We start from the raw sequence: 24,400 nt of genomic DNA on the forward strand, positions 1-24,400 counted from the left end.
TCAGCGGTAGAGGTGGGTGTCGGTCGTGTTGTGGCGCACGGCGAGAACCACCACGGCCAGACCCAGCAGTCCGGAGCCGACCAGGATGAAGGCGGGCACCAGGTTGTTGCCGGTGACGTCGATCAGCCACGTCGCCAGGAACGGGCTCAGACCACCGCCGATGACGGCGCCGACGCTGTGGCCGAATGCGACACCTGTGTGCCGGACCTGGACGGGGAAGAACTCGGTGATCGAGGCGTAGGTCCCGGCCTGGCACAGCGCATACGGCACCATCCCGATCAGCAGACCCACTATCGCGAGCGGAACCGAGTGCTGGCCCATCAGCAGGAACGACGGGACGGTGACCACAACGTAGGCGGTGTAGGAGAAGATCAGGACCTTCTTCGCGCCGACTCGGGTACCGAGCAGGCCGGCGACGGGAATGAACACCGCGGCGGCTAGGACTGCGAGCAACACGATCGTCGAGGCCTGCGCCTTGCTGAAACCGAGGACGTTGCTGAAGTACACCGCCACGAACACCGTGCCGAGATAGGTTCCGATGTTCTGAACGGTGGAGATTGCCACCACCTTCGCCAACGGTCCGCGATGAGTCGCGAGCAATGTGCTGAACGGCTTGCCAGTCGTGGTGTGCTCGGCGCGCGAGGCCGCGAACTCGGGACTGTCTTCAATACTCAGACGCATGTAGAGGCAGAGGATTCCGAGGGGAACCGCGAGCAGGAACGGGATGCGCCAGCCCCACGCTTCCATCGACTCGGCGGGCAGCAGCGAAGCCGCCAGTGCGGCCATGCCGGCTGCGGCGCCCTTGCCCAGTTGCGCGACGCCGGGGATGAAGGACACGTAGAACGAGCGACGGTTCGGTGCCGCCCATTCCCGGATGTAGCTGGCCGCACCGCCGATCTCACCGCCGGTCGAAAAGCCCTGCAGCATCCGGAACAGCACCAGGAGAATCGGTGCCATCACCCCGATTTGCGCATACCCCGGAAGGATTCCGGTCAGCGCAGCCGCAGCGCTCATCAGGCCGATGCTTGCGATCAGGCTCGTGCGGCGACCGACTCGGTCGCCGAGGCGGCCGAAGAAGATCGCACCCAGCGGGCGGACGACGAACGCGGAGCCGAACACCAGCAGCGTGTTCAACAGCCCCGTCATCGGGTCGTCACCGGGGAAGAACACCACCGACAAGGTGGCGGCGACATAGCCGTAGACGCTGAAGTCGTAGTACTCGATGAAGGTGCCGAACGCGGCGACGCCGGTGGCCTTCTTCGCCTTCTTCTGGTACTCGCCCGAGGTCATCGTGGTGACCGGATCGGTTGTCGGTGAGGCCACAGCGCTCTCCTCCATTGTGTGTAAAAAATGGGACAGTGTCCTAAACTGCATTCAGTGTGTCCTGGGACACGTCCCCCTGTCAACACGTCGTTCCTGCTGGACCCGCCGCCGATGCAGCCACGAAAGCGCCCCGAGTGAGTTCCGATCACGAATGGCGTCGAATGCCTTGACATCTTTAAGCAACAGAGTTCACACTGCCTGAAACAGGACGCTGTCCTATTTTTCACGCACATCCTGCGCCGCATGACTATCGCGAGCCACCCGATCCGCCGGAGGAATGACACGATGTCCTCGCTCACCTTGTCGATCAGACATCTTCAGCCTCGTGCCGAGCACTGGGACTGGCAATTACGGGGACTGTGCCGCGACCTCGACACCGATGTCTTCTTCTCCCCCGAAAGGGAGGGGCGAGGCGCCCGGGTCCGACGAGAGCGGGCCGCCAAGGAGATTTGCGATCAGTGCCCGGTCCAGCGCACCTGCCGCAACCACGCACTGTCGGTGGGCGAGCGGTACGGCGTATGGGGAGGAACCTCCGAAGCCGACAGACGCTATCTGGACGCTCCCGAACCGGCTGTGCGGCGCCCCGCCCCGAAACAACAGATGCAAATTTCGCCGAGGTACAGACACTTCATAAGTCGCTGACATCGGTCTCCGGCGGCGACGGGTCGAGGCGTCCACGGAAGCGCCGGCCCCGGTGGTAGCCGCCGAGACCGAGGTCGAGCCGATTTCTCGTACTGGTCGAGTCTGTATTGAACTGAAGTCAGCCCACTGCAGCGGAGACGTTCCAAACCGTCTGTGTCCGAACCGAGATCAGTCAATATGAAGACCGGCAAGCCGGTGCTGGCGGTTGGCTATGTTGGGGATATCGGCATGGAGGTGATCGGGATACCTTCGGCGTCCTCGATCGCTGCCTACCGTCGACAATCAACCACGATCTGACTGCCCTATGCCGTCGTGGCCTTCTCGACCGCGTCGCGCGTGAGGCCGGTCAGTTTTTCGACATTCTCGGTGGTAGCCGGATAGCCGGCCGAAGTCACCCCGATGATGTTCTCGCCGGCGAGCGCGCCGTACCCGATATGCGTGTCGTCTCCCTGCGTCACGGCACCGGCGAATGCCTTGTCGCCGACATCGGCCGGCGCCGGTAGCGCCACAAATCCCGGGACGACTTCACTCTTGTCGATCGCTTGCTCGAATGCGGTCGCGGCTGCGTCGGGGCTGGGATATCGATCGACGGAGACGGTTACCCTTCTGCCGTCGCCCCCTTCGTAGATCACCATTCTCGTCGCGTCGGGGGTGCCGGACGCAGTGGAGTTCTCGCTCGTCACCGTCTGCTGTTCTATCTCCGGGAAGTACGTCTGTACGACGTCCAATCCCACCAGAGCCTCCTGAGGCAACAGGACCGCCTCGGATGTCGTCGCCTCCGGCTGCGATTCGGCATCAGACTGCGTGTCCTGCTGCCCACACGCACCCGCGAACAGGACTCCGGCCAGGATGATCGCGGGGACGGCGAGATGTGCGCTGCTGCGGATCCTTCGCACGCGGAATCGCTTCGCTGGTTGCACCATGCTCGATACCCCCTGTTGCGCGGGACAATGCCTCATCGTGTGGCCGGCTCGGGAGCTGACCCACCGAACTCGCACGGCACCAATTCTCGCCGATCCGGACGCCGTGGACACTCACTTCGCTACGTTCGGCCGTTCCGCAAGCTCACCGGGGTCGGTGTCAGAACGGGTTGTAGATCCAGACACCGCGGTAATCCCACTCGGTCGACCCCGTCGGAATCTTCACCTGGTACAGATCGTGTTCATTCCCGACGTGATCGAACTGGCGACACCAACTCTGCCCGTGAAAGGACGCACACTCGATGGTTCGGCTCGTCCCGTACGGACTCAGGATGATCGGTTTGCCTGCGTTCACTCCGAACACCCCGGGATCCAGAGGCATGACGAAGTCGGATGTCCGGTCCTTGTAACCGAACGGGTCGGGATCGACGGGGTCGGCGAATGCCGCCGGCACACAGATGCCCAGCGGGATCAGGGATAGGATCGCCACTGCGATACACCTTTTCACTTGCACTCCGTTCACGTTGGGACGCGATCGCTGCCTTAACTGAATCACTGCCTGCTCGAGGGCCTCCGCCGCGCGCGTCAGGGGACGACGAACGTCCCACCGGCCGGATGGAGAACGGGCCATGGAGAGTTCAGCGTTGCCGCCGCTACAACCTGACCGGCTCCCGTTCGTACCGCGGCCGATCGACGTTCGCACGAATAGAGGGCGACCGGTTCCAGTAGGACGGACCCGCGAGCGCCGGTCTCGAGGTTGAGCCAATGAACCCATGCGCTCTCGCAGTACGCGCCCGCGGGAAGCGGTTCTCGCGCTTCGAATACGACCATTCCGGATTCCCCGCCCGAAGTCGCTGTGGGAGTCATCGCGACCACCCACGGGAGCATGCACGTGGCGAGCCCGCCACACCGAGACAGATAGGGCGACGACACCTGGAACGGCACTGTGGTCTCGTCCGCCGTGTCGCTTGGCGCCGCAGATGCTGCAGACGCGTTGAACGCAACAAGCCCGAACATCAACACCGCCAGAACAATTACTTGTGCGAGAGGTACACGCCGTCTTCGACACCAGATCTCCACTGCCGACCTCCTGACACCCCGCGCTCTGCATCGGGCAACTGCCATGTACATCGAGAGCCGCCGTGGGCCGTTACTGCCGGCGAGTTGGCGGGCGGTTCCACCCCTTGAATCGGGCTTGGACGACGGTGATCGTCAGGTTGGTCACGCGTTCGGGGGCGTCTGCGGGACGACGTGTCGGGGTCCGATGACGGAGAGAAGCTTTAGTTTTTCGTGGCTTTCGCTGCCGGGGATGGCGGTGTAGACGAGAAGGAACAGCCCGCCGCCTACTCCCCCGCCACTGCTGTCGAAAGGAAAGATGTCAGTGTGCGAGCCATCCATGCGCCGCGGTGAAACGACGAGTAACGGCAACAGGCAACTACGAGACCGCCATTCGAGTTCCCTCCGGGCAGCGCTGGTTGCCGAATACAGCTGCGTGAGTGCCGGTCCAGTTCGCACGATCTGTAACAGATTCTGTCCCGCTGCCGAAATGGAATGGGGGGCGACGGACGTCTCAATTCTCGCGGTAACGAAGGAATGGAGCGCTCATGAACAAGAATCTGGGACGACGGGTCTGTGCTGCGGCACTCACTGCTGTCGGACTGGGAACCGCGGTGGCGACCGGGGGAGGCGCCGTTGCGAGTGCTCAGCCCGCGCCACAGACATCGACGACAATGACGTGCTCGAGCGCGAATCCCCTCGTCTGGGCACCGCCGTTCACGTGGACCATCAACGCCGCGTCCGGGGAGTCGCTGCGACCGGGTGGATCCGCGCTGGAGCCGGCAATCCTGCTCAGCGGCGGCAACGAACTGCCGACCCCGCCCGGCGGTCTCATCCCGAGCATCGGCATCAACTGGTACGGCACGCGGGTGTCGGTCGATTGGCACAACACGACAACCGGCGCGACCGGACACAGCGTCAGCGATGAGGCGGCCTGGCAGCAGAAGCCCGGCATCCCGATCAACCGAACCTGGACGGGAACCGGGACGGTGGCGTTCACCGTGACCGTCCAGACCGGCGCGGGATGGTGGTTCGTCAATTCGCAGAACGCCGTCTGCCAGGGAACGATTTCCGTCGTGCCCGGTCGGTGACGTCGGACGTCACCCGGCTACAGGTCAGGCGGGAGGCCGTCGGTCGTTCGCCTCGGCGAGTTCGGCAAGCCGGTCGACGGAGGCAAGAAGGCTGTCCGACGTGGTGGCCCGGGCGCGCTCGAGGCGCTTCTCGTCGGTCAATCGCGACCAATCGTAGGTATGCGTGACGCGGACGCTCGCCTCGTCGACTCGGTCGAGTTCCCAGCGCCACAGATGACCCGGCGGCTGATCGCCTTGCACCGAGGGCAGCCAGGCGATCAGGCGCCCCTCCTCGAACTCCACCACGTGGTTGTCGCGGATGCCGCCGTTGGTGAGCGTCATGGTGAAGACGTCACCGACGGCGCGCACCCGCTGCCCGGCGGCGGCCTCGGCCAGGTTGTCGTTGCCGTCCCAACGCGGCTGTTGCGCCGGGTCGGCAATCAGTTCGAAAACCGTCCGTGCCGGGGCTGTGATAATGCGGCCGGCGGTCACGACGGTGGGAATTCCGTTCTCCTCGGTCATAACTCGATCAAACCATGAGACGTCCGCAGATCCGGAGCACCATGTCTCTTCGCACGCTCGGCAAGTCGGTCAGTGGAGGGGTGATCGACTTCCCAGCGACACGGGGTCAACGTGTATCGAGTTCGCGAACCGGCCGGTGCCCGGATCGCGGATCCGGAATCGAGCCCGTATGTTCTGAACAAATGTCCATCGAGGGATGGTGACCGTGACAGCTGGAACAAAGATCGACGACCCACGCGATGCTCCCCCACGCCCGTTCGAGCCTGACGACCGTTGGGTTCCGGTCGATCGGAGATGGTTCGGCCTGGACCGCGCGACGATCGCCCCAGCGCTGATCGTCATCGCCGTCGCGTCGGTGATGGCACTGATTCTGCCGGCGATCGATCGCGCGGTGCCCTACGACGACACGGTCGCCGCCGGCGACGTGCTCGAGGTCAAGGGCGATGTCACCTTCACCCCGGCCACCGGGTGGGGCATCACATCGGGAGTGCGGGTCGGCGACAGGCCGGTCTCGGGCGAATACCCTGACACAGCCACCGTCGTCGACGGCGACGTGGCGTTCACCGTCCACACCGGCGAGTTCGACGGCGACGCCGAAGCCTTGCTCGCCCAGATCGCCGACACCACCGACGCCCTGCACGGCGCGCAGGGATTGCACGTCACCGGCAGCCCCGAAACGATCGTCACCGACACCGGTGCCCGGGGAGTGATCGCCGGGTACTCCGGCACCCACTCCGACGGCGTGATTGCGGCCTTCGTCCTCGACGGCCGTGGTGTCGAAGTGGTGGCCACCGGCCCCGCCGAAGTCTCCGGCGACACCACCGTCACCATTGCCCGCATGATCACCAGCATCGGCCACCGCATCGGGGAGGGCTCGTGACCACACCGCAACTCGACGATCTCGACGCCGACCACGTCGCAGCGATCGACAACTCCGGGTGGGGAAGGTCGTTCACCTTCTTCCAGCCCCGCAACCTCGCTTTCTGGGCGTATCTGATGCTCGTCGTCACGGGCCTGTTCTCCTTCGCCTCGATGCTGGCCGGTCAGTACGCCGCGTACCGGCAGGCGATCGTGGTGGCGTTGGTTCTGTTCGCCGTCTACGGTGCGATCTTCTGGTGGTTCACCCACCACATCGACCGCTACGCCCGTCAGCCCGCCGCGTTGGTCGTCGTGGCGTTCCTGTGGGGTGGCCTCGCCGCCACCTGGACCATGGCGGCGCACGCCAACGATGCGGTTCGCGCTCTGTACGCCAAGGCATTCGGCCAGGCCTGGGCACTGGACTGGGGCGCGGGACTGGCGGCGCCGTTCGACGAGGAGATCGCCAAAGGCGTCGGGCTGCTCCTGCTGATCTCGTTGGCCCCTCGCCTGGTCCGTACCGCCTTCGACGGGTTCATCCTGGGCGCGTTCATCGGCCTGGGATTCCAAATCGTCGAAGACGTCGCGTACGCGCTGGGATCCGCGGGCTCGCAATTCGGCGCCAATCAGGTCGAGTCGGCGATGTCGACGGTGTGGATGCGGATGGCCACCGGAGTCAGCGCACACATTCTCTACAGCGCCGTCTTCTGCGCCGGGCTCGTCTACCTCCTCGGTCGGCCGGCTGAACCCCGCAAGGCCGGGCGGGGACTCGCACTGATGGCGACGGCGATGCTGTTGCACGGGGTGTGGGACTCCATGGGTGCTCTCGTGCGGGGGCACACGGCGCTGCTCTTCGTGCTGATGTTCGCGGTCATCGTCATTGCCCTGGTAGTCGCGATCAAAGTCTTCGCGATGACGGTCCCGGCAGAACGACAGTTCTTGCGCGCGATCATGGCGCCCGAGGTCGCCCGGGGCGTGCTGACCGCCGCCGAACTCGAGGCGATGTGCGGCGACCGCAAGGCGCGAAAGGCGTTCCGCAAGGCCGGAGTCGGACGACAGGAGCGGATCCGCGCCGTACATGTCCTCGACGCCGCCGACGAGCTCGCCGACGGACTTGCCGCGGCCCGCGGCGCGGACACCGGCCGTGTCGCGTTTGCCCGGTCCGAACTCGCCCGCATCCGTGACGGCGCCCCGCCACCTTCGAGGGACGCCGCCCCGACGATGTGAGCGCACCCGGTGCACGCCTCGTGCGGGTGGGCGACTGTAGCGTACGAATCGGGGCAATCCGGACAACCGACGAAAGGGCACAACCATGCGCAATTTTCGACGTACGGCAGTGGCGGGAGCCATGATCGCGGGGCTGTTGACTGCCGGGGCGGCAACGGCGTCCGCCGCTCCGTTCGGCTCTCTCGGCGACGGACCCGACCTCGTGATCACGCAGGCGAACACCGAGGGTGTCAACGCGTGCGCCGTGCGTGTCACGAATGAGGGCGACGGGACCGCCACCGGAGTCACGGTCCACACGCCGCTCGTTTACGAGAGCAGGAACCTCGGCACGCTCGCCCCCGGCGAATCGAAGATCGCCGAATACTTCGATTGCGGATTCTCGGAGCGGATCTTCTACTTCGCGACGACGAGCGGCGAAACGAATTGGGCCGACAACTTCCTGTACCTCGAACTCTGACGGCCGGCAACCCCGGGGTACCCAATCGTCCTGTTGGACGTTCGTGCATGTGGCGGAAAGCGTGGTTGTGCTGTAGAACTACAAACAGCGAGACCGGTTTGTGACATGAACCACATCTAAACGTTACTTTGCGACACCACTACACAGAGATGAACAACAGTTCCGGGGGGAGCGGATCCGCGCAGGTGGATCCGGATTCGGGAACGGTAAGGACACCACATGCTGTTGCCGATGGCACCGACCGATTCACTGTTTCTGCTCGGCGAGTCCCGCGAGCATCCGATGCACGTCGGCGGCCTGGCAGTGTTCACGCCACCCGAGGGGGCGTCCGCGGCCGATGTGCGCGCGATGTTCGATGCCGCGCTGATCGGTGACCAGGTGGCGGCGCCGTTCCGCAAGCGGGCCCGCCGTTCGGTAACGTCGCTCGGCCAGTGGGGCTGGGACACCCTCCCGCACCACGAGGTCGATCTGGAGCACCACGTCCGCCGGGACGCCCTGCCCCAGCCGGGCGGAATGGCCGAACTGATGACCCTGGTGTCGAGGCTGCACGGCACCCTGCTCGACCGCAGCCGCCCCCTGTGGGAGATGCACCTGATCGAGGGCCTCGCCGACGGCCGCTACGCGATCTACACCAAGATCCACCACGCCCTCGCCGACGGTGCATCCGCGATGAGGCTGCTCCGCGACAGCATGAGCGAGGACCCGCATCGTCGGAACATGCCCACGCCCTGGCAACCCCGCAACCCGCTGGCGGCCGTGCCGGACGCGGGCGTCGCGGTTTCGGGAGGGCTCGGCTCGGCACTGCCCGCGATGGCGTGGGACGCCGCCCGCGCGGCGGTCGGCGAGGTGGCCGGACTCCTGCCCGCAGCGGTCGGCACCGTGGATCGCGCACTGCACGGCAAGGGGGGTGCGGTGTCGCTGACCGCACCGCACACCCTGTTCAACGTGCCGATCAGCGGAGCCCGGCACGTCGCAGCCCGGTCCTTCCCCCTCGAACGGATCCGTCTGCTGGCCAAGCACGCCGACGCCACCATCAATGACATCGTGCTGACGATGTGCGCGGGCACCCTCCGGGCCTACCTGCACACCCGCGACGCGTTGCCGGACAATCCCCTGATCGCGATGGTCCCCGTCTCCCTCCGCGCGCCGAATACCGGGGCCGGCGGCAATCGGGTGGGAGTGCTCATGTGCAACCTGGCCACCCACCTCCCCGACCCCGCGCACCGCCTCGAGACCGTGCGCAACTGCATGAACGAGGGCAAGGCGGCCCTTCAGGCGATGAGTCCGGCCCAGGTGCTCGCGATGAGCGCACTCGGCGCCGCCCCGCTCGGAGTCGAGATGTTTCTCGGCCGCCGGGGTCCGCTGCGGCCACCGTTCAACGTCGTCATCTCCAACGTCGCAGGCCCCCGAACCCCGTTGTACTGGAACGGGGCCCGACTCGAATCCCTCTACCCGCTGTCCATCCCCACCACCGGGCAGGCACTTAACATCACCTGCACCAGCAGCGACGACCAGATCGTCTTCGGCCTCACCGGCTGCCGCCGCACCGTCCCGGACCTGCACCCCATGCTCGATCAGCTCGACGCCGAACTCGATCTCCTCGAAACCGCTGTCGGACTGTGAACTCGAGAGAACATCTGCGGGATCAGACCGTCACCGTGTTCGCGGCGGCCACGCGCACCTGAAATTCGAGGCGTGCCATGGCCTCCCGGGCGGCGTCGAGCGCCTGCTCTGCGGTGTCCCCGACCGCGCGTGCGTACGCGACACGTGAATCGGACGATTCCAGGACGGTGACCGCGCCGCCCGGGCGGACCAGGAGTTGCACGTCGGTCACGCCGTCGACCTTCCGGGCGTCGTCGATGCCGCTGACGTCGGTGAGAACACCCGCGACCGGTGCGGCGGCGAACCAGATCGCGGAACAGCGGGCCGGCCGCTCCTCAGCGAGGACGGCCCGGATCCCGGGTAGAACCTTCTCCCCGACGGTCTGCCGCACGACGCATTCGGCGAGGTCCACGCCGGTAGCGTCGAGGGCCAGGGACGGAATCTCGTCGCCGCCCATCCGCACATGGGTTTCGATCACCCGGGGACCGGTTGGGGTGAGCACGATCTCGGTGTGGGTTGCACCGACCTCCACGCCGACGGCGTCGAGCACGATCATGCGCGAGTCCGGTCGCCGGCCCAGAAGCGAGTGAGGTGACGGGTGCGGTCGGCGTACTCCGAACGCGCGTGCAGCATGCGCTGGTTGTCCCAGATGAGCAGTGCATTCTCCGGGATCAGCACGCGGGTGCGCAGTTCGTGGAACAGGTCGCTGACGCGATGCGCCAACCTGCGACCGGCCCGGCCGAGCGGCAGCCGGGAGTCGTCGACGTCGGAGTCGTGGTGCGGGTCGTAGTCGGCCGCGGTGAGCAGGTTGTAGCTGAAGCGCAGGGCGGTGCGGCCGGTGTCGTCCGCGCCCAGCATCGCGGTGCGCAACCTCCGTCCGGGCCCGGGAAGGTCAGTTCGGCGTCCGTCATCAGGGTGAGCTCGGCCGGTTCCAGGGTACGCCGGGCTGGGATTCCAGCCCGGGGCCTCGGTATGCGCCAGAATCGTGTTCGCGCTCTGCGAGTACGCCCGATGATCGTTGCCGGGACGGTACGTCACCTCGTGGGTGAGCAGACCGTTGTATTGCGGGACCAGATCACCCAGGGAGCCAACCACTTCCGCTGCGGCGGAGCGGTCGGGTACGTCGTGGACGACGATAGCCGTCCTCCTCCAGCCGGGACCGGTCGACACGGCCTTCCACCGTTCCCACACCCGCAGAAACGACATGACAATTCGGCGACATCCATTCCTCCATTCCCAAAACCCGACTGGGATATGTACCCCGTGATGCCGGTCGTTCGAGACCGGGATCGTCGTGATCGGTTTCAAGAATGTGGTCGTGCCGCCACGCACACCAGGCACCCTAGGGGAGCCAAACGTCACCCGGAACGAACTGCCGGGGCTGTAACAACAGGGTGCGGGTGAGATTGCGCCGCCGGAACGAGCGGTGGTCGCTGGAGCGTTCTGCGGTCGTTCTCGATGGCGGAAACCGTGCAGATCCCCAAAGGGCCGTCGCGGTCGAACATGGTTGCCGAGCCCACCGCGACTCCGTCGCACGCGCGGTGGCTGTCGGCTTCCAGTCCGAGTTCGATCCCCTCCGGCAGTCTGGTCAGCGCCAGCGTGACGTCACCGTTGATGTATCCGATGCCCTCGGTGCCCATGTTGGTTACCAAATTGGTCAAGTCGGCGATCATTGCCGCACGCACGAAGGGGGTGGTCGCTTCTCCTGCGATCACGGACCACCCTGTCGTCCAGATCCGTTTCCGATCAGAGGTTCGCCAAGCCGGTCCTCCGTGCGGCAACGGCCCCCAATCGGCATTCTCCCCACTGGTGCCGATCAACCGCTCGCCGACATGCTCGGCCGGCGAGGGAGGCTGAGGGACGCGGGAGTCGACCCAATGCGCTCCTGCTGCGTTCCTCGATTTCCGGTAGAAAGCAACCGTGGCCCTGGCCACGGCTTCATCGGACTGAATCAATTCGGCTTCGACAAGTCGAATTCGGTTTCCCCACCGGATGATCCGTGAGCGAACATCGATCCGGCCCATCCTCACCGGACGAAAGAGATCCGCGGTCACTCGGGTGGCGAAGAATTCATCCTGCTTGTACTCACTCTCGATGGCGTGGGCAAGCAAACCCAGCACGGCCGGACCGGACACCATGTCCGCCGACCATCCGCTGATGGCGGCCGCCCTCGGCTCGTACCCCGAACCTGCACGAGCGAAGAACGGTTGAGCGGTGTGTGCCGATCTGGCTGCCGCCTGTTCCGCGTCGAGCTGCGCGTCGGCTGTCACTTCAGTTCCACAGCGTGGCGGTGTCGACCGCTTCGGTGACCGGGGCACCGGGTAAGCCGGGCTCGCTGCGGGAGAATCGCGGCGCCGGCCGGTGCTGGGTGACCCGGTCCAGTTCGACGAGGGATCCGCGGGCGGCGATGTGCGGGTTCTGCGGTGCCTCGGCGAAGGTCAGCACCGGTGTGGTGCAGGCGTCGGTGCCGCCGAAGATCGCCGCCCACTCGTCGCGGGTCTTGGTGAGGAACACCTCGGCGAACAGTTTCTGCAGCTGCGGCCAGCCGGTCCGGTCGTTCTGGGCCGGCAGATCGGCCGGGTCCAGACCCAGACCCTCCACCAGCAGTGCGTAGAACTGTGGTTCGACTGCACCGACGGCCATGTATCGGCCGTCCGCGGTTTCGTAGGTGTCGTAGTACGGCGCACCGGTGTCGAGCATGTTCACCCCGCGCTCGTCCGACCACCGGCCCAACCCGCGGAAGCTCCACATCATGTGCGACAACGCCAGGGTGCCGTCCACCATGGCCGCGTCGACGACCTGACCCTTGCCCGACGTGTGACGCTCGATCAGCGCAGCGAGGATGCCGAACACGAGGAACATCGAGCCGCCGCCGAAGTCACCGACCATGTTCAGCGGCGGCACCGGGCGCTCGCCCTTCCTGCCGATCGCGTGCAGCACACCGGTCAGCGAGATGTAGTTGATGTCGTGGCCGGCCGTCTGGGCGAGTGGACCTTCCTGCCCCCAGCCGGTCATCCGGCCGTAGATCAGGCGCGGGTTGTGCGCCAGTGCGACGTCCGGGCCCAGACCCAGGCGCTCGGTGACGCCGGGCCGGAAGCCTTCGATGAGCACGTCTGCCCGCTCGATGAGCCCGAGGACGAGTTCGATGTCGGCGGGGTCTTTGAGATTCGCTTCCACGACGCGGCGTCCGCGGTGGGTCTGGTCGCGGGCCTGCCCGGCTGTCGGCAGCAGGCCGGCGCGCTGTACGCGGACCACGTCGGCGCCGAGGTCGGCGAGCAACGTCGCAGCGTGCGGGCCGGGACCGATGCCGGCGAGTTCGACAATGCGGACACCGGTGAGTGGTCCGGTGCCGGTGGTGGTCGCCATGAATTGTTCCTCTGCTTCTCGCGGTGATGGAATGCGTTGTGACGCTGAATGTTCAGCCGACTCGAGCGGTTTGCGTGGTGGACAGCAGGGTGGGCAGTGCCCGAGCGAGGTTGCGCTCGTGGATCTGCGAGGCACCCTCGTAGATGCGCAGCGCCCGCACGTCACGCCACATGCGCGGCACCGGGTGTTCGCCCACGATGCCGGCTCCGCCGAGCACCTGGACCGCCCGGTCGGCCACGACGGATGCCATCTCGGTGCAATAGAGTTTCGCCGCCGAAATGCGATGCCGCGGCGGGGTGCCGGCGTCGAATTCGCGGGCACAATCCAGGATCATCGACCGTCCCGCCTCGAGCTCTGCGTAGCTGCGACCGAGCATGGCCTGGACGGCGCCGAACTCGGCCAGGGGTTGCCCGAATTGCTCCCGCTCACCGGCGTGCCGCGCGGCCTCGGTGAGCAAGCGCGTGGCCTGACCGACGGCGGTGGCCGCGACGTGGGTGCGGGCCTGGTTGATCCCGCGCATGGCGTGCGTCATTCCCAGGCCTTCCACCCCTCCGATCAGCCGGTCTGCGTCTACTCGCACCCCACGCAGACTGACCTCGGCGACGGGCCCCTCGGCGTGACCGTTCATCAACTCGGGCAACCGGGTCTGCACGCCGGGAGTGTCCCGATCCACCAGGAACGACGAGACACCGCCGTCCTCGGTGCGGGCGAACACCACCAGCACGTCCGCCCACCCGCCGTTGGTGATGTAGCGCTTCTCCCCGTCGATGACGTAGCCGCCACGCGTCCGGGTCGCGGTGGTCCGTACCGCGGACGCGTCGCTCCCGGCGTACTCCTCGGTCAGCGCGAAGGCCATCACGCACTCCCCGGCCGCCATCGCGGGGAGGTACCTCTCGCGCTGCACGTCGGTGCCGTATTCGAGCAGGATCTGCGAGGCCAGACCGATGCTCGTCGAGAACCGCGACCGATACACAGCCGAGGACCGGGTGAACTCGAACGTCAGGAGCACCTGCTGCTCGACCGTCCACCCCAGACCCCCGACGCTGGTGGGCAGGGTGATGCCGAACAGACCGAGCTCGCTCATCCGTCGGACGAGGTCCGGGGGCACCGCACCGGCGGCGACCATCTCATTCTCCCGCGGGATCAGTTCGTCGTCGGTGAAGTCGCGAATCACCTGCCGGTACGTCTCGAAGTCGAGGGTGCGGACCCGGGGATCGATCACGTGAATGCTCCTGTTCGTGAGGGCGAAAGCTCCTGCGGGACTTGGTCAGAAACCGGCCGACTTGGCGATGATCGACTTCATGACCTCGTTGGTGCCGCCGTAGATCCGCGAGACGCGGGTGTCCGCGTACAGCCGGGCGATGGGGTACTCGAGCATGTAGCCGTATCCGCCGTGCAGCTGCAGGCACTTGTCGATGATCTCGCCGGCGTTCTCGGTGCAGAACAGCTTCGCCTTGGCGGCATCGGCGACGCTCAGGTCGCCGGTCTCGTGCAGCTCGATGGCCCGGTCCACCATGGCCTGCGCGGCCTCCACCTTGGCGATGCACTCGGCGATGACGAATTTGGTGTTCTGGAAGTCGGCGACGGGCTTGCCGAACACCTTCCGGTCACGCACGTAGTCGGAGGCGAACGTGATGGCGCCGGTGGCGGCGGCGGTGGTGGTGACCGCGATCATCAGGCGCTCCTGCGGAAGGTTGTTGGCCAGGTAGCCGAACGCCGCGCCCTCCTCGCCGAGCAGATCCTCGACAGGAACCCGCACGTCAGTGAAGGAAAGCTCGGCGGTGTCGGAGGTGCGCATGCCGATCTTCTCGAGCTTGCGGCCCACCACGTAGCCCTCGCTCGTGGTGTCGACCGCGAGGATGCTGAGGCCGGCGCGGCGGTTCTCCTCGGTGGCCGGGGAGGTGCGGCAGACGACGAGGACGCGGTCGGCTTGAACGCCTCCGGTGATGAAGGTCTTGGCGCCGTTGAGGATGTAGTGGGTGCCGTCCTCCGACAGCCGGGCGGTGGTCTTGATGCCGGCGAGGTCCGATCCGGTGCCCGGCTCGGTCATCGCGATGGCGGTCATCATGTCCCCGCTGACGAACCCGGGCAGCCAGCGCTGCTTCTGCTCCTCGGTGCCGTAGGTGAGCAGGTAGGGCAGCACCAGGCCGGTGTGCACGCCGAATGCACCGAAACTGACTGCGGCGCGGGCGGTCTCCTCGGAGAGCACCGCCTGGTACTTGAAGCTGGTCTCACCGGCTCCACCGTAGGACTCGGGTACGGTCATCCCGAGCACGCCCAGCTTGCCGAGCTGACGGTAGAAGTCGCGCGGCACCATGCCCTCGCGCTCCCAATCGGCGAAGTTCGGCGTGACCTGCGACTCGATGAAGTCACGGATGACTTTGCGGAAGTCTTCATGTTCCTGGTTGAACACGATGCGCTGCATGTCTTTTCCTTCTTTTCTGCGGACTAGCGTGGATGGGTGTCGGGGATGTGGCCGCGTCAGCCGAGAATTCGGGCGCGGTCGCGGACGGAGTTGACGGTGAGGAGGGCGATCACCGCGCCGATGACGGCGGCGATGCCGAAGATCTGGAAGGCCGAGGCGTAACCGCCGGCGGGGGTGGCGGCATTGTCGACGATGACGCCGGTGAGGTACGGGGCGATCAGGCCACCGGTGGCCATCATCGCCATGAACACGCCCAGCACGCCTGCCATCTGCTGCGGCGGGCAGATCTCCGAGATCGCGGCATTGAACAGCGGGATGATGACGGTGCCGACACCGTAGCCGATCGAGACGACCATCACCGCGACGAGGGGCGTCTGGATGTACGGCATGGTGATCAGTGCGATTCCGCACAGCAGCAGTGCGATTCCCGGCACGATGCCGCGCAGCACCCGGGAACTGGCGCCGCGCACCAACAGCCGGTCGCTGACCGAGGTGCACAGGAACATGAAGAACAGTCCGGCGATGCTGGGGATCCCGAACATGGTGCCAGCCTGCACCCGCGAATACCCCAGGCCGACCTCGAAGTAGGACGGCAACCACGTCAGCACGACGGTGACGAGAGCGTACATGGTGAAGACTGCGGCGAGCGCGCCGAGAAATGTCGGTGTCCGGAGGATCCGGGACCATGACACCTTGGGGTCGGCGGTCGGCGCAGCGGTGTCGAAGTTCGCGGCGGCCTTTTTGACGGGGCGCTTGCCGTAGGGCCCTCCTTGCCAGGTCACGAGCCACACGACGGACCAGACCACGCTGACCATGGCGAGGATGAGGAACGTGGATCGCCACCCCCAGTTCGCGACGGCCAGGGCCATCAGCGGGGCGATCAGAATCTTGGCGATCGACGCACCGGAAGCCAGGAAAGCGCCGGGCAGCCCACGCTTCTCTACGGGATGCCAGGAGTAGGCGCCGGTATGGATCAGCGCCCCCGACGGCCCCTCGAAGAATCCCAGCGCCATCCGGCTGATCAACAGCATCGTGAAGCCGGCAACGACCACCAGCGGCACCATCGACGCTGCCCAGGCCAGGCACAACAGCAGGAGCAGCCAGCGCAACGACATCCACTTGTGCAACACCCCGGCAAAGAAGCCGCCAACGGTGAATGCCAGGAAAAATGCACTGCCTACGAGCCCGATCTGGGCGGAGGTCAGACCGAACTCTGTGGCCAGCGGCTGGGCAACCAGCCCGAAGACGGCCTTGTCGGCCCAGTTGACGACGACCAACAGCACCAGAATTCCGGTGAGGCCCCAGGCCCGCACGCGGGACTCCCCTCCTACTTCGGGTGACACAACGGGGGAAACGTCCTGCTTGCTCGATGTCATTCTCATCGATCCTCTCGGGCAATGGCGACGGCTGCGCGGCGCGGAGACGCGGGGACTCGGAGCGAACTGTGACGCGAACCACCCCGGTTCGAAAAAGTAAATCATCATCCGGCATCAAAGGGCAATAGTTCACTGAAAGTCGTCGGCCACTTCTCGCGATCACGCCTTTGAATTAGGGAAGCAGCTGCAAGACGGCAGGCCGAGCGTGGTGGACAGAATCTGTCGGGTCGTGTTAAGTAAATATTGATTCGATCAGAGAGGAGTCAGATGTGACTCGCAAGGTCCACGTCGCCGGAGTCGGGATGATCCCGTTCACCAAGCCCGGCAAGAGCGAGAACTACAACGTCATGGGTGAGACCGCTGCCCGCGCAGCATTGCGTGATGCCGGCATCGAGTACTCCCTCGTTCAGCAGGCCTACGCGGGGTACGTGTACGGCGACTCCACGGCCGGTCAGGCCGCGCTGTACGGACTCGGGCTGACCGGAATCCCCGTCTTCAACGTCAACAACAACTGCGCCACCGGCTCGTCGGCGCTGTACCTGGCCCGCCAGGCCGTCGCCAGTGGTGCCGCCGAGTGCGCCCTGGCCGTCGGGTTCGAGCAGATGAAACCCGGTGCGCTCAAGCGGGTCTGGGACGACCGCCCGGCGCCGATGTTCCGATTCGACGACCTGATGACGGAGATTCAGGGCGTCGACGAGACGTCTCCGCGCGCGGCCCAGCTGTTCGGCGGCGCGGGCGTTTCCCACATGCAGAAATACGGCACGAAGCCGGAGACGTTCGCGAAGATCTCGGTCAAGGCCCGCAAGCACGCGGCCAACAACCCCAATGCCGTCTTCCGCGACCTGCTCACGGAGGAGCAGGTGCTCGAGTCGCCGCACATCTTCGGCCCCTTGACCAGATACCAGTGCTGCCCACCGACCTGCGGCGCCGCAGCGGCGGTGGTGTGCAGCGACGAGTTCGCCCGCAAGCACGGGCTGGCGGCGGACGTGGTGATCGAGGCGCAGGCCCTCACGACCGACACTGCCAGCACGTTCGAGGACCGGGACATGATGAAGGTGGTCGGCTACGACATGACCGCAGCGGCCGCCGCCCAGGTCTACGAGGCCGCGGGCATCGGCCCCGAGGACGTACAGGTCGTCGAACTGCACGACTGCTTCTCCGCCAACGAGCTCATCACCTACGAGGGACTGGGTCTGACCCCCGAGGGCACCGCCGAGAAGTTCATCCTCGACGGCGATAACACCTACGGCGGCCGGGTGGTCACCAACCCGTCGGGTGGTCTGCTCTCCAAGGGGCACCCGCTCGGCGCCACCGGACTGGCCCAGTGCGCCGAACTCGTGTGGCAACTCCGCGGTCAGGCGGGGGCGCGTCAGGTGGAGGGTGCGCGGATCGCCCTGCAGCACAACCTCGGGCTCGGCGGCGCGTGTGTGGTCAGCATCTTCAAGAAGGTGGGCTGACGTGGCACTCGATCCGGCCGTCATCGGCAAGGTGATCCCCGGTCACGAAGTGGTCGTCGAGCGCGGACGTCTGCGCTTCTTCGCGCAGGCCATCGGCGAGACCAACCCGGTCTACTTCGACACCGAGGCCGCCAAGGCGGCCGGGCACCGCGATGTACTCGTGCCGCCGACCTTCCTGTTCTGCCTGGACATGGAGAAGCCGGACCCGTTCGCCCTCATCCGCGAACTCGGGATCGACATGCGGTACGTGCTGCACGGCGAGCAGGCGTTCAAGTACCACTCGCCGGCCTACGCCGGCGACACGCTGGCCTACAACGGCACCGTCACCGACGTGTACTCGAAGAAGAACGGAGCGTTGGACTTCCTCGTCCGAACGGTCGACGTCACCCGCGACGGTGAGCCGATCGCCCGCCTCACCAACACCCTCGTCGTCCGAAACCCGAAGGCGGAAAAATGAAAACAGGCGACTCCCTCCCGGAATTGCAGCTCGCCGGCATCAGCCGCACCACGCTCGCGCTCTACGCCGGCGCCTCCGGTGACCACAATCCGATGCACATCGATCTCGACGTCGCGCGCTCCGGTGGCATGGACGACGTGTTCGCCCACGGCATGCTGTCGATGGCCTACCTCGGCCGACTGCTGACCAATTATGTTCCACAGGAACGACTCTGCTCCTACAGCGTACGATTCGCCGCCATCACCCCGCTGCACGCGAAGCCGACGTGCACCGGAACCGTGACCAAGGTCGAGGACGGCCTGGCCCATCTGGACCTCACCGTCACCCTCGCCGACGGAACGGTCACCCTCCGCGGCGACGCCGTCGTCGCCGCCTGACCTTCGCCACACCACCGAAAGGAAGTCCCGCTCATGGGCAAGCTCGACAACAGGACGGCCATCGTCACCGGATCCGGCCGCGGCATCGGCCGTGCCATCGCCCTCAAGTTCGCGGCCGAGGGCGCCAGCGTCGTCGTCAACGACCTCGACCCGGGCCCGGCCAAGGAGACGGTCGAGGAGATCGTTGCAGCCGGCGGCAAGGCCGTCGCCAGTATCGGTTCCGTCACCGAGGAAGGCTTCGCGGACCGCTTCGTCGCCACCGCCGTCGACACCTTCGGCGGCCTCGACATCATCGTCAACAACGCCGGCTTCACCTGGGACAACGTCATCCAGAAGATGACCGACGAGCAGTGGGACACCATCCTGGATCTGCACCTGAAGGCACCGTTCCAGATCCTGCGTGCCGCGCAGCCGTACATCAAGGCGAACCCGACCGACTACCACCGCAAGGTCGTCAACATCTCCTCCAACGCCGGTGTCGTCGGCAACGCCGGCCAGTCCAACTACGCCGCCGCCAAGGCGGGCATCATCGGACTGACCAAGACCCTCGCCCGCGAGTGGGGCCGCTACCGGGTGAATGTCAACGCGGTCGCCTACGGCCTGATCAACACCCGCCTGACGGAGGCGTCGGCGGACGGCAACGCCACCATCGACGTCGAAGGCCGGGAGATCAAGGTCGGCGTCAACCCCCAGCTGCTCGCCGCAGCCGAGCGGTCCATCCCGCTGGGCCGGGCAGGCCGTCCCGACGAGGCCGCGGGCGCAGTGTTCGCCCTGTGTCTGCCCGAGACCGACTACGTCAGCGGCCAGTGCCTGGTTTGCGACGGCGGCAGCCGCTAACTATCCCCGACAGGAGGGGTCCCCATGTACTTGACTCAGTCACTGCATCGCGCGGTGCAGCAACGCCCGAACCAGCCCATGACCGTGTGCGGGGACCGCATCCACACCAGCAGCGAGACCGGAGACAGGGTCGCCCGCCTCGCGGGCGCTCTGCTCGGTCTCGGTGTGGGGGTCGGCGACCGCGTCGGCATGCTGTCGCTCAATTCCGACCGGTACCACGAGTACTTCTTCGCCACCTGGTGGATAGGCGGCGTGGTCAACCCGCTCAACACCCGCTGGAGCGCCGCCGAGATCGCGTTCGCCCTCGAAGACTCACAGACGACGGTACTGCTGGTCGACGACACCTTCGTACCGCTGCTGGACGAGATGCGCGCACTCTTCCCGTCGCTGCGAGCAGTGGTGCACTGCGGCGACCAACCGACACCGGACGGGCTTCTCCGTTACGAAGACCTGGTCGCCACCGCGGAACCCGTCGAAGACCTGCGCGTGGGCGGAGACACCCTGGCAGGGATTTTCTATACCGGTGGTACCAGCGGCCGCCCCAAAGGCGTCATGCTCACCCACCTCAACCTGATGACCGCGAGCCTCGGGTCGCTGGCCGCCAACCACACCGCCGTCGCAGGCGGCCGCGCCCTGCTGTCCGCACCCATGTTCCACCTCGCTGCACTGGCCAGCTGGAACGGCCAGAACATCGCCGGTGGCATCCTGGTGATGTTGCCGTCGTTCGAACCGGCCGCGGCGCTGCGACTGATCGAAGGGCAGCGGATCAACTCGATGCTGTTGGTACCGACCATGATCCAGATGTTGCTGCGCCACCCGGAGCGCGAGATCCGCGACCTGTCCAGCATCACCGCAATTCAGTACGGCGCGTCCCCGATCTCCGAGACCCTGCTACGCCAGGCCCAGCGCGCCTTCCCGAAAGCTGATTTCGTGCAGGGTTACGGGATGACCGAGGCCGGCCCCGGACTCACCTCGCTCAGCGCCGACGACCACCACGCGGCCACCCGGCTCAATTCGGCCGGTCGGCCGATGGGTCACGTCGAGGTGCGGGTTGTCGACGACCGAGGCAACGAACTCCCCCGCGGCGACGTCGGCGAGATCATTGCCCGCGGCGGCAACATCATGACCGGTTACTGGAATCGACCGGAAGAGACCGCGGCGGCGCTGCGCGACGGCTGGCTGTACACCGGCGACGGCGGCTACATGGACGAGGACGGCTACCTGTTCGTGGTGGACCGACTGAAGGACATGATCATTTCCGGGGGAGAGAACGTGTACTCGACCGAAGTCGAGAATGCCCTCGCCTCTCATCCCGACGTGGTGCAGTGTGCGGTGATCGGTGTTCCCGACGATCGGTTCGGCGAGCGGGTGCACGCGTTTCTGGTGATGAAACCGGGCACGTCACTGACCTGCGACGACGTGCGAGCCCACACCAAGAAACTGATCGCCGGGTACAAGTCGCCACGGAGCATCACGATCGTGGAGCAGATGCCGGTCTCGCCGGCTGGCAAGATACTCAAGAGAGAACTCCGCCGGCAGTTCTCCGACCTGGCCGACCGCACCGCGCACTGACACCCCGAGGCTGCAATGACGATCGACACATCGGACGACACACCTGCTGTCGAGCCGTCCGCCAAGAAGACGCCGCGGCCGCGCAACCGTAAAGCGCAGATCATCACGGTGGCCCGAGAGCAATTCGGGCGACGCGGCTACCACGGGGTGAACATGGAGGATATCGCCTCCGCGGTGGGAATCACCGCGGGGGCGCTGTACCGCCATTTCCCGAACAAGCAGGACCTTCTCGCACAGGCGATACTCAATGCCGCCTCGTCGATCACGGCCACCCTCGACGACGTCGACCCCGAGGACTCGGCCTCGAACTGTCTGGCCCTGTTCCGCTACTGCCGCGACAACGACTTCCGCGCGGTCTTATTCGACCAGGAATCCCGCCACCTCGCTCCCGAACGCCGGGCCGAGGTGCGGACGGCCGTTCAGTCGGTCGTGGCACGCATCGCCGACGCCCTCCGCTCCGAACGCCCCGACCTCACCACTGCGGACGCCGACTTGCTGGCCTGGGCCATGTCGAGCGTCGCCCTCAGTCCCGCCCGGCACCGAACGACCTTGCCGCGCAAACGCTTGGAGAGCCTGCTACTGGAGCTGTGCGAACGGCTGCGGAGCGCTCCGATCCGGCACGCCGAGGAGATACCTGCCGAGGAGGCATACGTCTCCGGCTTCGCTCACGCTTCCCGTCGTGAAACCCTGTTGACCGCCGCCATCTCCCTGTTCCGGCGGCGCGGCTACCAGTCGGTGACGATGGACGACATCGGCGCCGCCGCGGGGATGGCGAGTTCGAGCATCTACACCTACTTCAACAGCAAGGCCGAGGTGCTCCAGGCGATCCTCGTCCGAGGCACCGAGTCCCTGCGGATGGGGTTGGTCCAAGCGCTTGCCGGTGCGCGCTCCCGCGAGGACGCGCTCGCTCTGGTGGTGCACTCCTACACCTCGGCCGTGTCGGCACCCGACAGTGCCATCGGCATCCTCATCGAGGAGTCGACGAATTTACCCGAAGAGGCACAGTCGCAGTCACGCACGGCTCAACGCGAGTACATCGACGAGTGGGTACATCTCCTCGGCACCGACACCCACGAGACCCGGACTACGGTGCTCGCCGCAATCGGGTTGGTCAACGACCTTTCCCGGTTGCGGCACCTGCACGCCCGACCGCGGTACCGAGACGAAATCGAGGAACTGGCACTTCGGGTACTGGGAGTCCGTACCGACTGATCACCCACCGCCGAGGCCGACCACGGCGATCATCAAGGGCAGGAAGACGATGATCAGAATTGCGCCGACGATGTCGAAGGTTATTCCGCTTCGGATCATCGTGGTGATCCGGACGGCTCCGGAGCCGTAGACCACGGCGTTCTGCGGCGTCGAGACCGGCAGCATGAAGCCGAACGATGCGGCGAACGTGGCCGCGAGCGCGGGCACGAAGGGGTTGACCCCGGCCGCCACCGCCACCGGGATCACGATCGGCACCACGACCGCCGCCGACGCCGTGTTGCTCGTCGTCTCCGACACGGCGATGGCCAGCAGCACCGCGAAGACGGTGATGGCGACGACGCTCGTCAGGCCCAGCGAGTCCGCGACGGAGGTGCCGATCGTCTCGGCGAGTCCGCTGTCGGCGAGCAGTGCGCCGAAGATGATGCCGCTGCCGAACAGCACGATCGTGCCCCAGTCGATCTTCGCTGCGTCCCGCCAGGTCAGCGTGAACTCGCGATTCTCCCAATCGGTCGGCAGAAGGTAGAGCAACGCCGCACCGAAGACCGCGACCATGCCCTCGTCGAGTCGGTCGCTGATCGTGCCGTAGAGGTCCGAGTCGTTGCCGGCGACCACCGCGACGACACCGGGCAGGATCCACAGCGTCACCGTGACTCCGAACGCGATGAGCGTGTTCTTCTCGGCACGCGACAGCGGACCCATTTCTGCGCGCTGCTCCGCCAGGTAATCGGCGACGCCTTCGATCCGCCGGATCTCCGGCTTGTTGAGGCGCAGCAGGATGATGGCGAGCGCGATGAACATCAGCAGGCAGATCGGGATGGCCATCACCATCCACTGCCCGAAGCTGATCCGCTCCCCGGTGGCCTCCTCGATGAGCCCGCGTCCGATGAGGTTGGGTGGGCTCCCGACCGGTGTCAGCAGGCCGCCCACGCTTGCGCTGTACGCGAGCATCAGCATGATCGCGGCACCCACCCGGAGACGCAACGGGTCGAAGTCCTCTGCGACGACGCCGCGGCGCTGCATGAGTTTCGCGATGACGCCGAGGATGCCCAGGGCGGTGGGCAGCAGCATGGCCACGGTCGCGGTATTGGACACGAACGCCGAGAGCCCGCATGTGATCGCGCCGAACGCGACGATCACGCCGGTGGTGGACTGGCCGACACGCGGCAGGGTCAGGATCCGAAACGCGAACCGCCGTGCGACGCCGTGTTTGAGCATCGCCTGGGCGAGGATGAACGCTCCGATGAACGTGAAGATCGTCGACGACCCGAACGCGGCGAGAACCTCGTCGGCCGGCGCCACCCCCAGAAACACCACGATCGCCACCCCGAGCAGCCCGCCGATCGGGATCGGCACCGCCTCGGTCACCCACAGCACGATGACGCCGAGCAGCACGCCGGCCAATGTCTGTTGGTTGGGCGGGATGTCGATCGGCAGGGCGAGGAAGACGATCGTGATCAGCGGCGCCAGAAACAGCCCGATGGTACGCCGCCCCTTCTCGAACCGCTCCTCCGCGGGTGAGAGCTGCTGTTCACCGAGACTGCGATAGGTGGCGTGCCCGAGCAGCGCCTTGTCGACGTCGGTGCGGTGCCCCTGGTTCTCGGCTGTCATGGCCCCTCCCCTGCTACACGGTTCGGTACGGAAGTAGTA

At 66.2% G+C, this 24,400-nt stretch carries 24 protein-coding genes; 12 read left to right on the plus strand and 12 right to left on the minus strand.

Features of this window, described 5'->3' with window-relative positions:
- On the minus strand, positions 1-1,323 hold the full coding sequence (locus tag ACLIVD_RS33495) for an MFS transporter (protein WP_491931415.1): 1,323 nt from the start codon (positions 1,321-1,323) through the stop codon (positions 1-3).
- 285 nt (positions 1,324-1,608) lie between these two features.
- Here ACLIVD_RS33495 and ACLIVD_RS33500 point away from each other — a divergent pair, with 285 nt between their 5' ends.
- Entirely contained in the window at positions 1,609-1,965 is a 357-nt protein-coding gene (locus ACLIVD_RS33500; RefSeq protein ID WP_164061543.1) for a WhiB family transcriptional regulator, read from the plus strand.
- Between the two features lie 302 nt (positions 1,966-2,267).
- On the opposite strand, the gene ACLIVD_RS33505 is transcribed toward ACLIVD_RS33500, so the two are convergent.
- Complete coding sequence (locus tag ACLIVD_RS33505) at positions 2,268-2,888, minus strand: hypothetical protein (protein WP_164061545.1); 621 nt, start codon at positions 2,886-2,888, stop codon at positions 2,268-2,270.
- 157 nt (positions 2,889-3,045) lie between these two features.
- The gene (locus tag ACLIVD_RS33510; RefSeq protein ID WP_317760666.1) at positions 3,046-3,375 is read right to left on the minus strand and encodes a hypothetical protein; all 330 of its coding nucleotides are present in this window, start codon (positions 3,373-3,375) and stop codon (positions 3,046-3,048) included.
- A 1,114-nt stretch (positions 3,376-4,489) separates the two neighbouring features.
- Here ACLIVD_RS33510 and ACLIVD_RS33515 point away from each other — a divergent pair.
- Positions 4,490-5,032: a hypothetical protein gene (locus ACLIVD_RS33515; protein ID WP_491931416.1), complete on the plus strand. Its 543-nt coding sequence runs from the start codon at positions 4,490-4,492 to the stop codon at positions 5,030-5,032.
- Between the two features lie 24 nt (positions 5,033-5,056).
- Here ACLIVD_RS33515 and ACLIVD_RS33520 read toward each other — a convergent pair whose 3' ends face one another.
- Positions 5,057-5,533 carry an SRPBCC family protein gene (locus ACLIVD_RS33520; protein WP_164061549.1) on the minus strand — a complete coding sequence of 159 codons (477 nt, stop codon included), beginning with the start codon at positions 5,531-5,533 and terminating at the stop codon, positions 5,057-5,059.
- Positions 5,534-5,729: 196 nt separating this feature from the next.
- On the opposite strand from ACLIVD_RS33520, the gene ACLIVD_RS33525 reads away from it, so the two are divergent.
- From ACLIVD_RS33525 to ACLIVD_RS33540, 4 genes are all read left to right on the plus strand, one after another.
- Positions 5,730-6,413, plus strand: coding sequence for a hypothetical protein (locus ACLIVD_RS33525; RefSeq protein WP_164061550.1), 684 nt, complete (start codon positions 5,730-5,732; stop codon positions 6,411-6,413).
- Entirely contained in the window at positions 6,410-7,615 is a 1,206-nt protein-coding gene (locus ACLIVD_RS33530) for a PrsW family intramembrane metalloprotease (protein WP_164061552.1), read from the plus strand. Before ACLIVD_RS33525 ends, ACLIVD_RS33530 begins: the two co-directional genes overlap by 4 nt.
- A gap of 85 nt (positions 7,616-7,700) precedes the next feature.
- On the plus strand, positions 7,701-8,072 hold the full coding sequence (locus ACLIVD_RS33535) for a hypothetical protein (protein WP_164061554.1): 372 nt from the start codon (positions 7,701-7,703) through the stop codon (positions 8,070-8,072).
- A 219-nt stretch (positions 8,073-8,291) separates the two neighbouring features.
- A complete protein-coding gene (locus tag ACLIVD_RS33540; protein ID WP_164061570.1) occupies positions 8,292-9,695 on the plus strand; it encodes a WS/DGAT/MGAT family O-acyltransferase in 1,404 nt (467 codons plus the stop codon).
- Between the two features lie 22 nt (positions 9,696-9,717).
- On the opposite strand, the gene ACLIVD_RS33545 is transcribed toward ACLIVD_RS33540, so the two are convergent.
- The 7 genes from ACLIVD_RS33545 to ACLIVD_RS33575 all read right to left on the minus strand — a co-directional run bounded on the left by ACLIVD_RS33545 (position 9,718) and on the right by ACLIVD_RS33575 (position 16,841).
- Positions 9,718-10,230: a hypothetical protein gene (locus tag ACLIVD_RS33545; protein ID WP_317760663.1), complete on the minus strand. Its 513-nt coding sequence runs from the start codon at positions 10,228-10,230 to the stop codon at positions 9,718-9,720.
- Positions 10,227-10,880, minus strand: coding sequence for a TauD/TfdA family dioxygenase (locus ACLIVD_RS33550; RefSeq protein ID WP_317760662.1), 654 nt, complete (start codon positions 10,878-10,880; stop codon positions 10,227-10,229). Before ACLIVD_RS33550 ends, ACLIVD_RS33545 begins: the two co-directional genes overlap by 4 nt.
- Before the next feature lie 152 nt (positions 10,881-11,032).
- The gene (locus ACLIVD_RS33555) at positions 11,033-11,944 is read right to left on the minus strand and encodes an acyl-CoA thioesterase domain-containing protein (RefSeq protein WP_317760661.1); all 912 of its coding nucleotides are present in this window, start codon (positions 11,942-11,944) and stop codon (positions 11,033-11,035) included.
- Between the two features lies 1 nt (position 11,945).
- Positions 11,946-13,040: a CaiB/BaiF CoA transferase family protein gene (locus ACLIVD_RS33560; RefSeq protein WP_317760660.1), complete on the minus strand. Its 1,095-nt coding sequence runs from the start codon at positions 13,038-13,040 to the stop codon at positions 11,946-11,948.
- 52 nt (positions 13,041-13,092) lie between these two features.
- A complete protein-coding gene (locus ACLIVD_RS33565; protein ID WP_164062235.1) occupies positions 13,093-14,262 on the minus strand; it encodes an acyl-CoA dehydrogenase family protein in 1,170 nt (389 codons plus the stop codon).
- A 45-nt stretch (positions 14,263-14,307) separates the two neighbouring features.
- Positions 14,308-15,465, minus strand: coding sequence for an acyl-CoA dehydrogenase family protein (locus ACLIVD_RS33570; RefSeq protein ID WP_491931417.1), 1,158 nt, complete (start codon positions 15,463-15,465; stop codon positions 14,308-14,310).
- A gap of 56 nt (positions 15,466-15,521) precedes the next feature.
- Positions 15,522-16,841 carry an MFS transporter gene (locus ACLIVD_RS33575; protein ID WP_397517862.1) on the minus strand — a complete coding sequence of 440 codons (1,320 nt, stop codon included), beginning with the start codon at positions 16,839-16,841 and terminating at the stop codon, positions 15,522-15,524.
- A 269-nt stretch (positions 16,842-17,110) separates the two neighbouring features.
- Between ACLIVD_RS33575 and ACLIVD_RS33580 the strand changes: the two genes are divergently transcribed.
- The 6 genes from ACLIVD_RS33580 to ACLIVD_RS33605 are packed head-to-tail and all read left to right on the plus strand — an operon-like array spanning position 17,111 to position 22,753.
- Positions 17,111-18,298 carry a lipid-transfer protein gene (locus ACLIVD_RS33580; RefSeq protein WP_491931418.1) on the plus strand — a complete coding sequence of 396 codons (1,188 nt, stop codon included), beginning with the start codon at positions 17,111-17,113 and terminating at the stop codon, positions 18,296-18,298.
- Position 18,299: 1 nt separating this feature from the next.
- Positions 18,300-18,755, plus strand: coding sequence for a MaoC family dehydratase N-terminal domain-containing protein (locus ACLIVD_RS33585; protein ID WP_491931419.1), 456 nt, complete (start codon positions 18,300-18,302; stop codon positions 18,753-18,755).
- Entirely contained in the window at positions 18,752-19,132 is a 381-nt protein-coding gene (locus tag ACLIVD_RS33590; protein ID WP_491931421.1) for a MaoC/PaaZ C-terminal domain-containing protein, read from the plus strand. Before ACLIVD_RS33585 ends, ACLIVD_RS33590 begins: the two co-directional genes overlap by 4 nt.
- 33 nt (positions 19,133-19,165) lie before the next feature.
- Positions 19,166-19,969 (plus strand): SDR family NAD(P)-dependent oxidoreductase, encoded by an 804-nt coding sequence (locus tag ACLIVD_RS33595; RefSeq protein WP_164062240.1) that lies wholly within the window; start codon positions 19,166-19,168, stop codon positions 19,967-19,969.
- 24 nt (positions 19,970-19,993) lie between these two features.
- Positions 19,994-21,541 carry a long-chain-fatty-acid--CoA ligase gene (locus ACLIVD_RS33600; protein ID WP_491931422.1) on the plus strand — a complete coding sequence of 516 codons (1,548 nt, stop codon included), beginning with the start codon at positions 19,994-19,996 and terminating at the stop codon, positions 21,539-21,541.
- 15 nt (positions 21,542-21,556) lie between these two features.
- Positions 21,557-22,753: a TetR/AcrR family transcriptional regulator gene (locus tag ACLIVD_RS33605; RefSeq protein WP_491931423.1), complete on the plus strand. Its 1,197-nt coding sequence runs from the start codon at positions 21,557-21,559 to the stop codon at positions 22,751-22,753.
- On the opposite strand, the gene ACLIVD_RS33610 is transcribed toward ACLIVD_RS33605, so the two are convergent.
- Positions 22,754-24,361 carry an SLC13 family permease gene (locus tag ACLIVD_RS33610; protein ID WP_491931424.1) on the minus strand — a complete coding sequence of 536 codons (1,608 nt, stop codon included), beginning with the start codon at positions 24,359-24,361 and terminating at the stop codon, positions 22,754-22,756.
- Positions 24,362-24,400 lie beyond the last annotated feature (39 nt).

It is taken from the genome of Rhodococcus sp. G6(2025) (assembly GCF_058628105.1).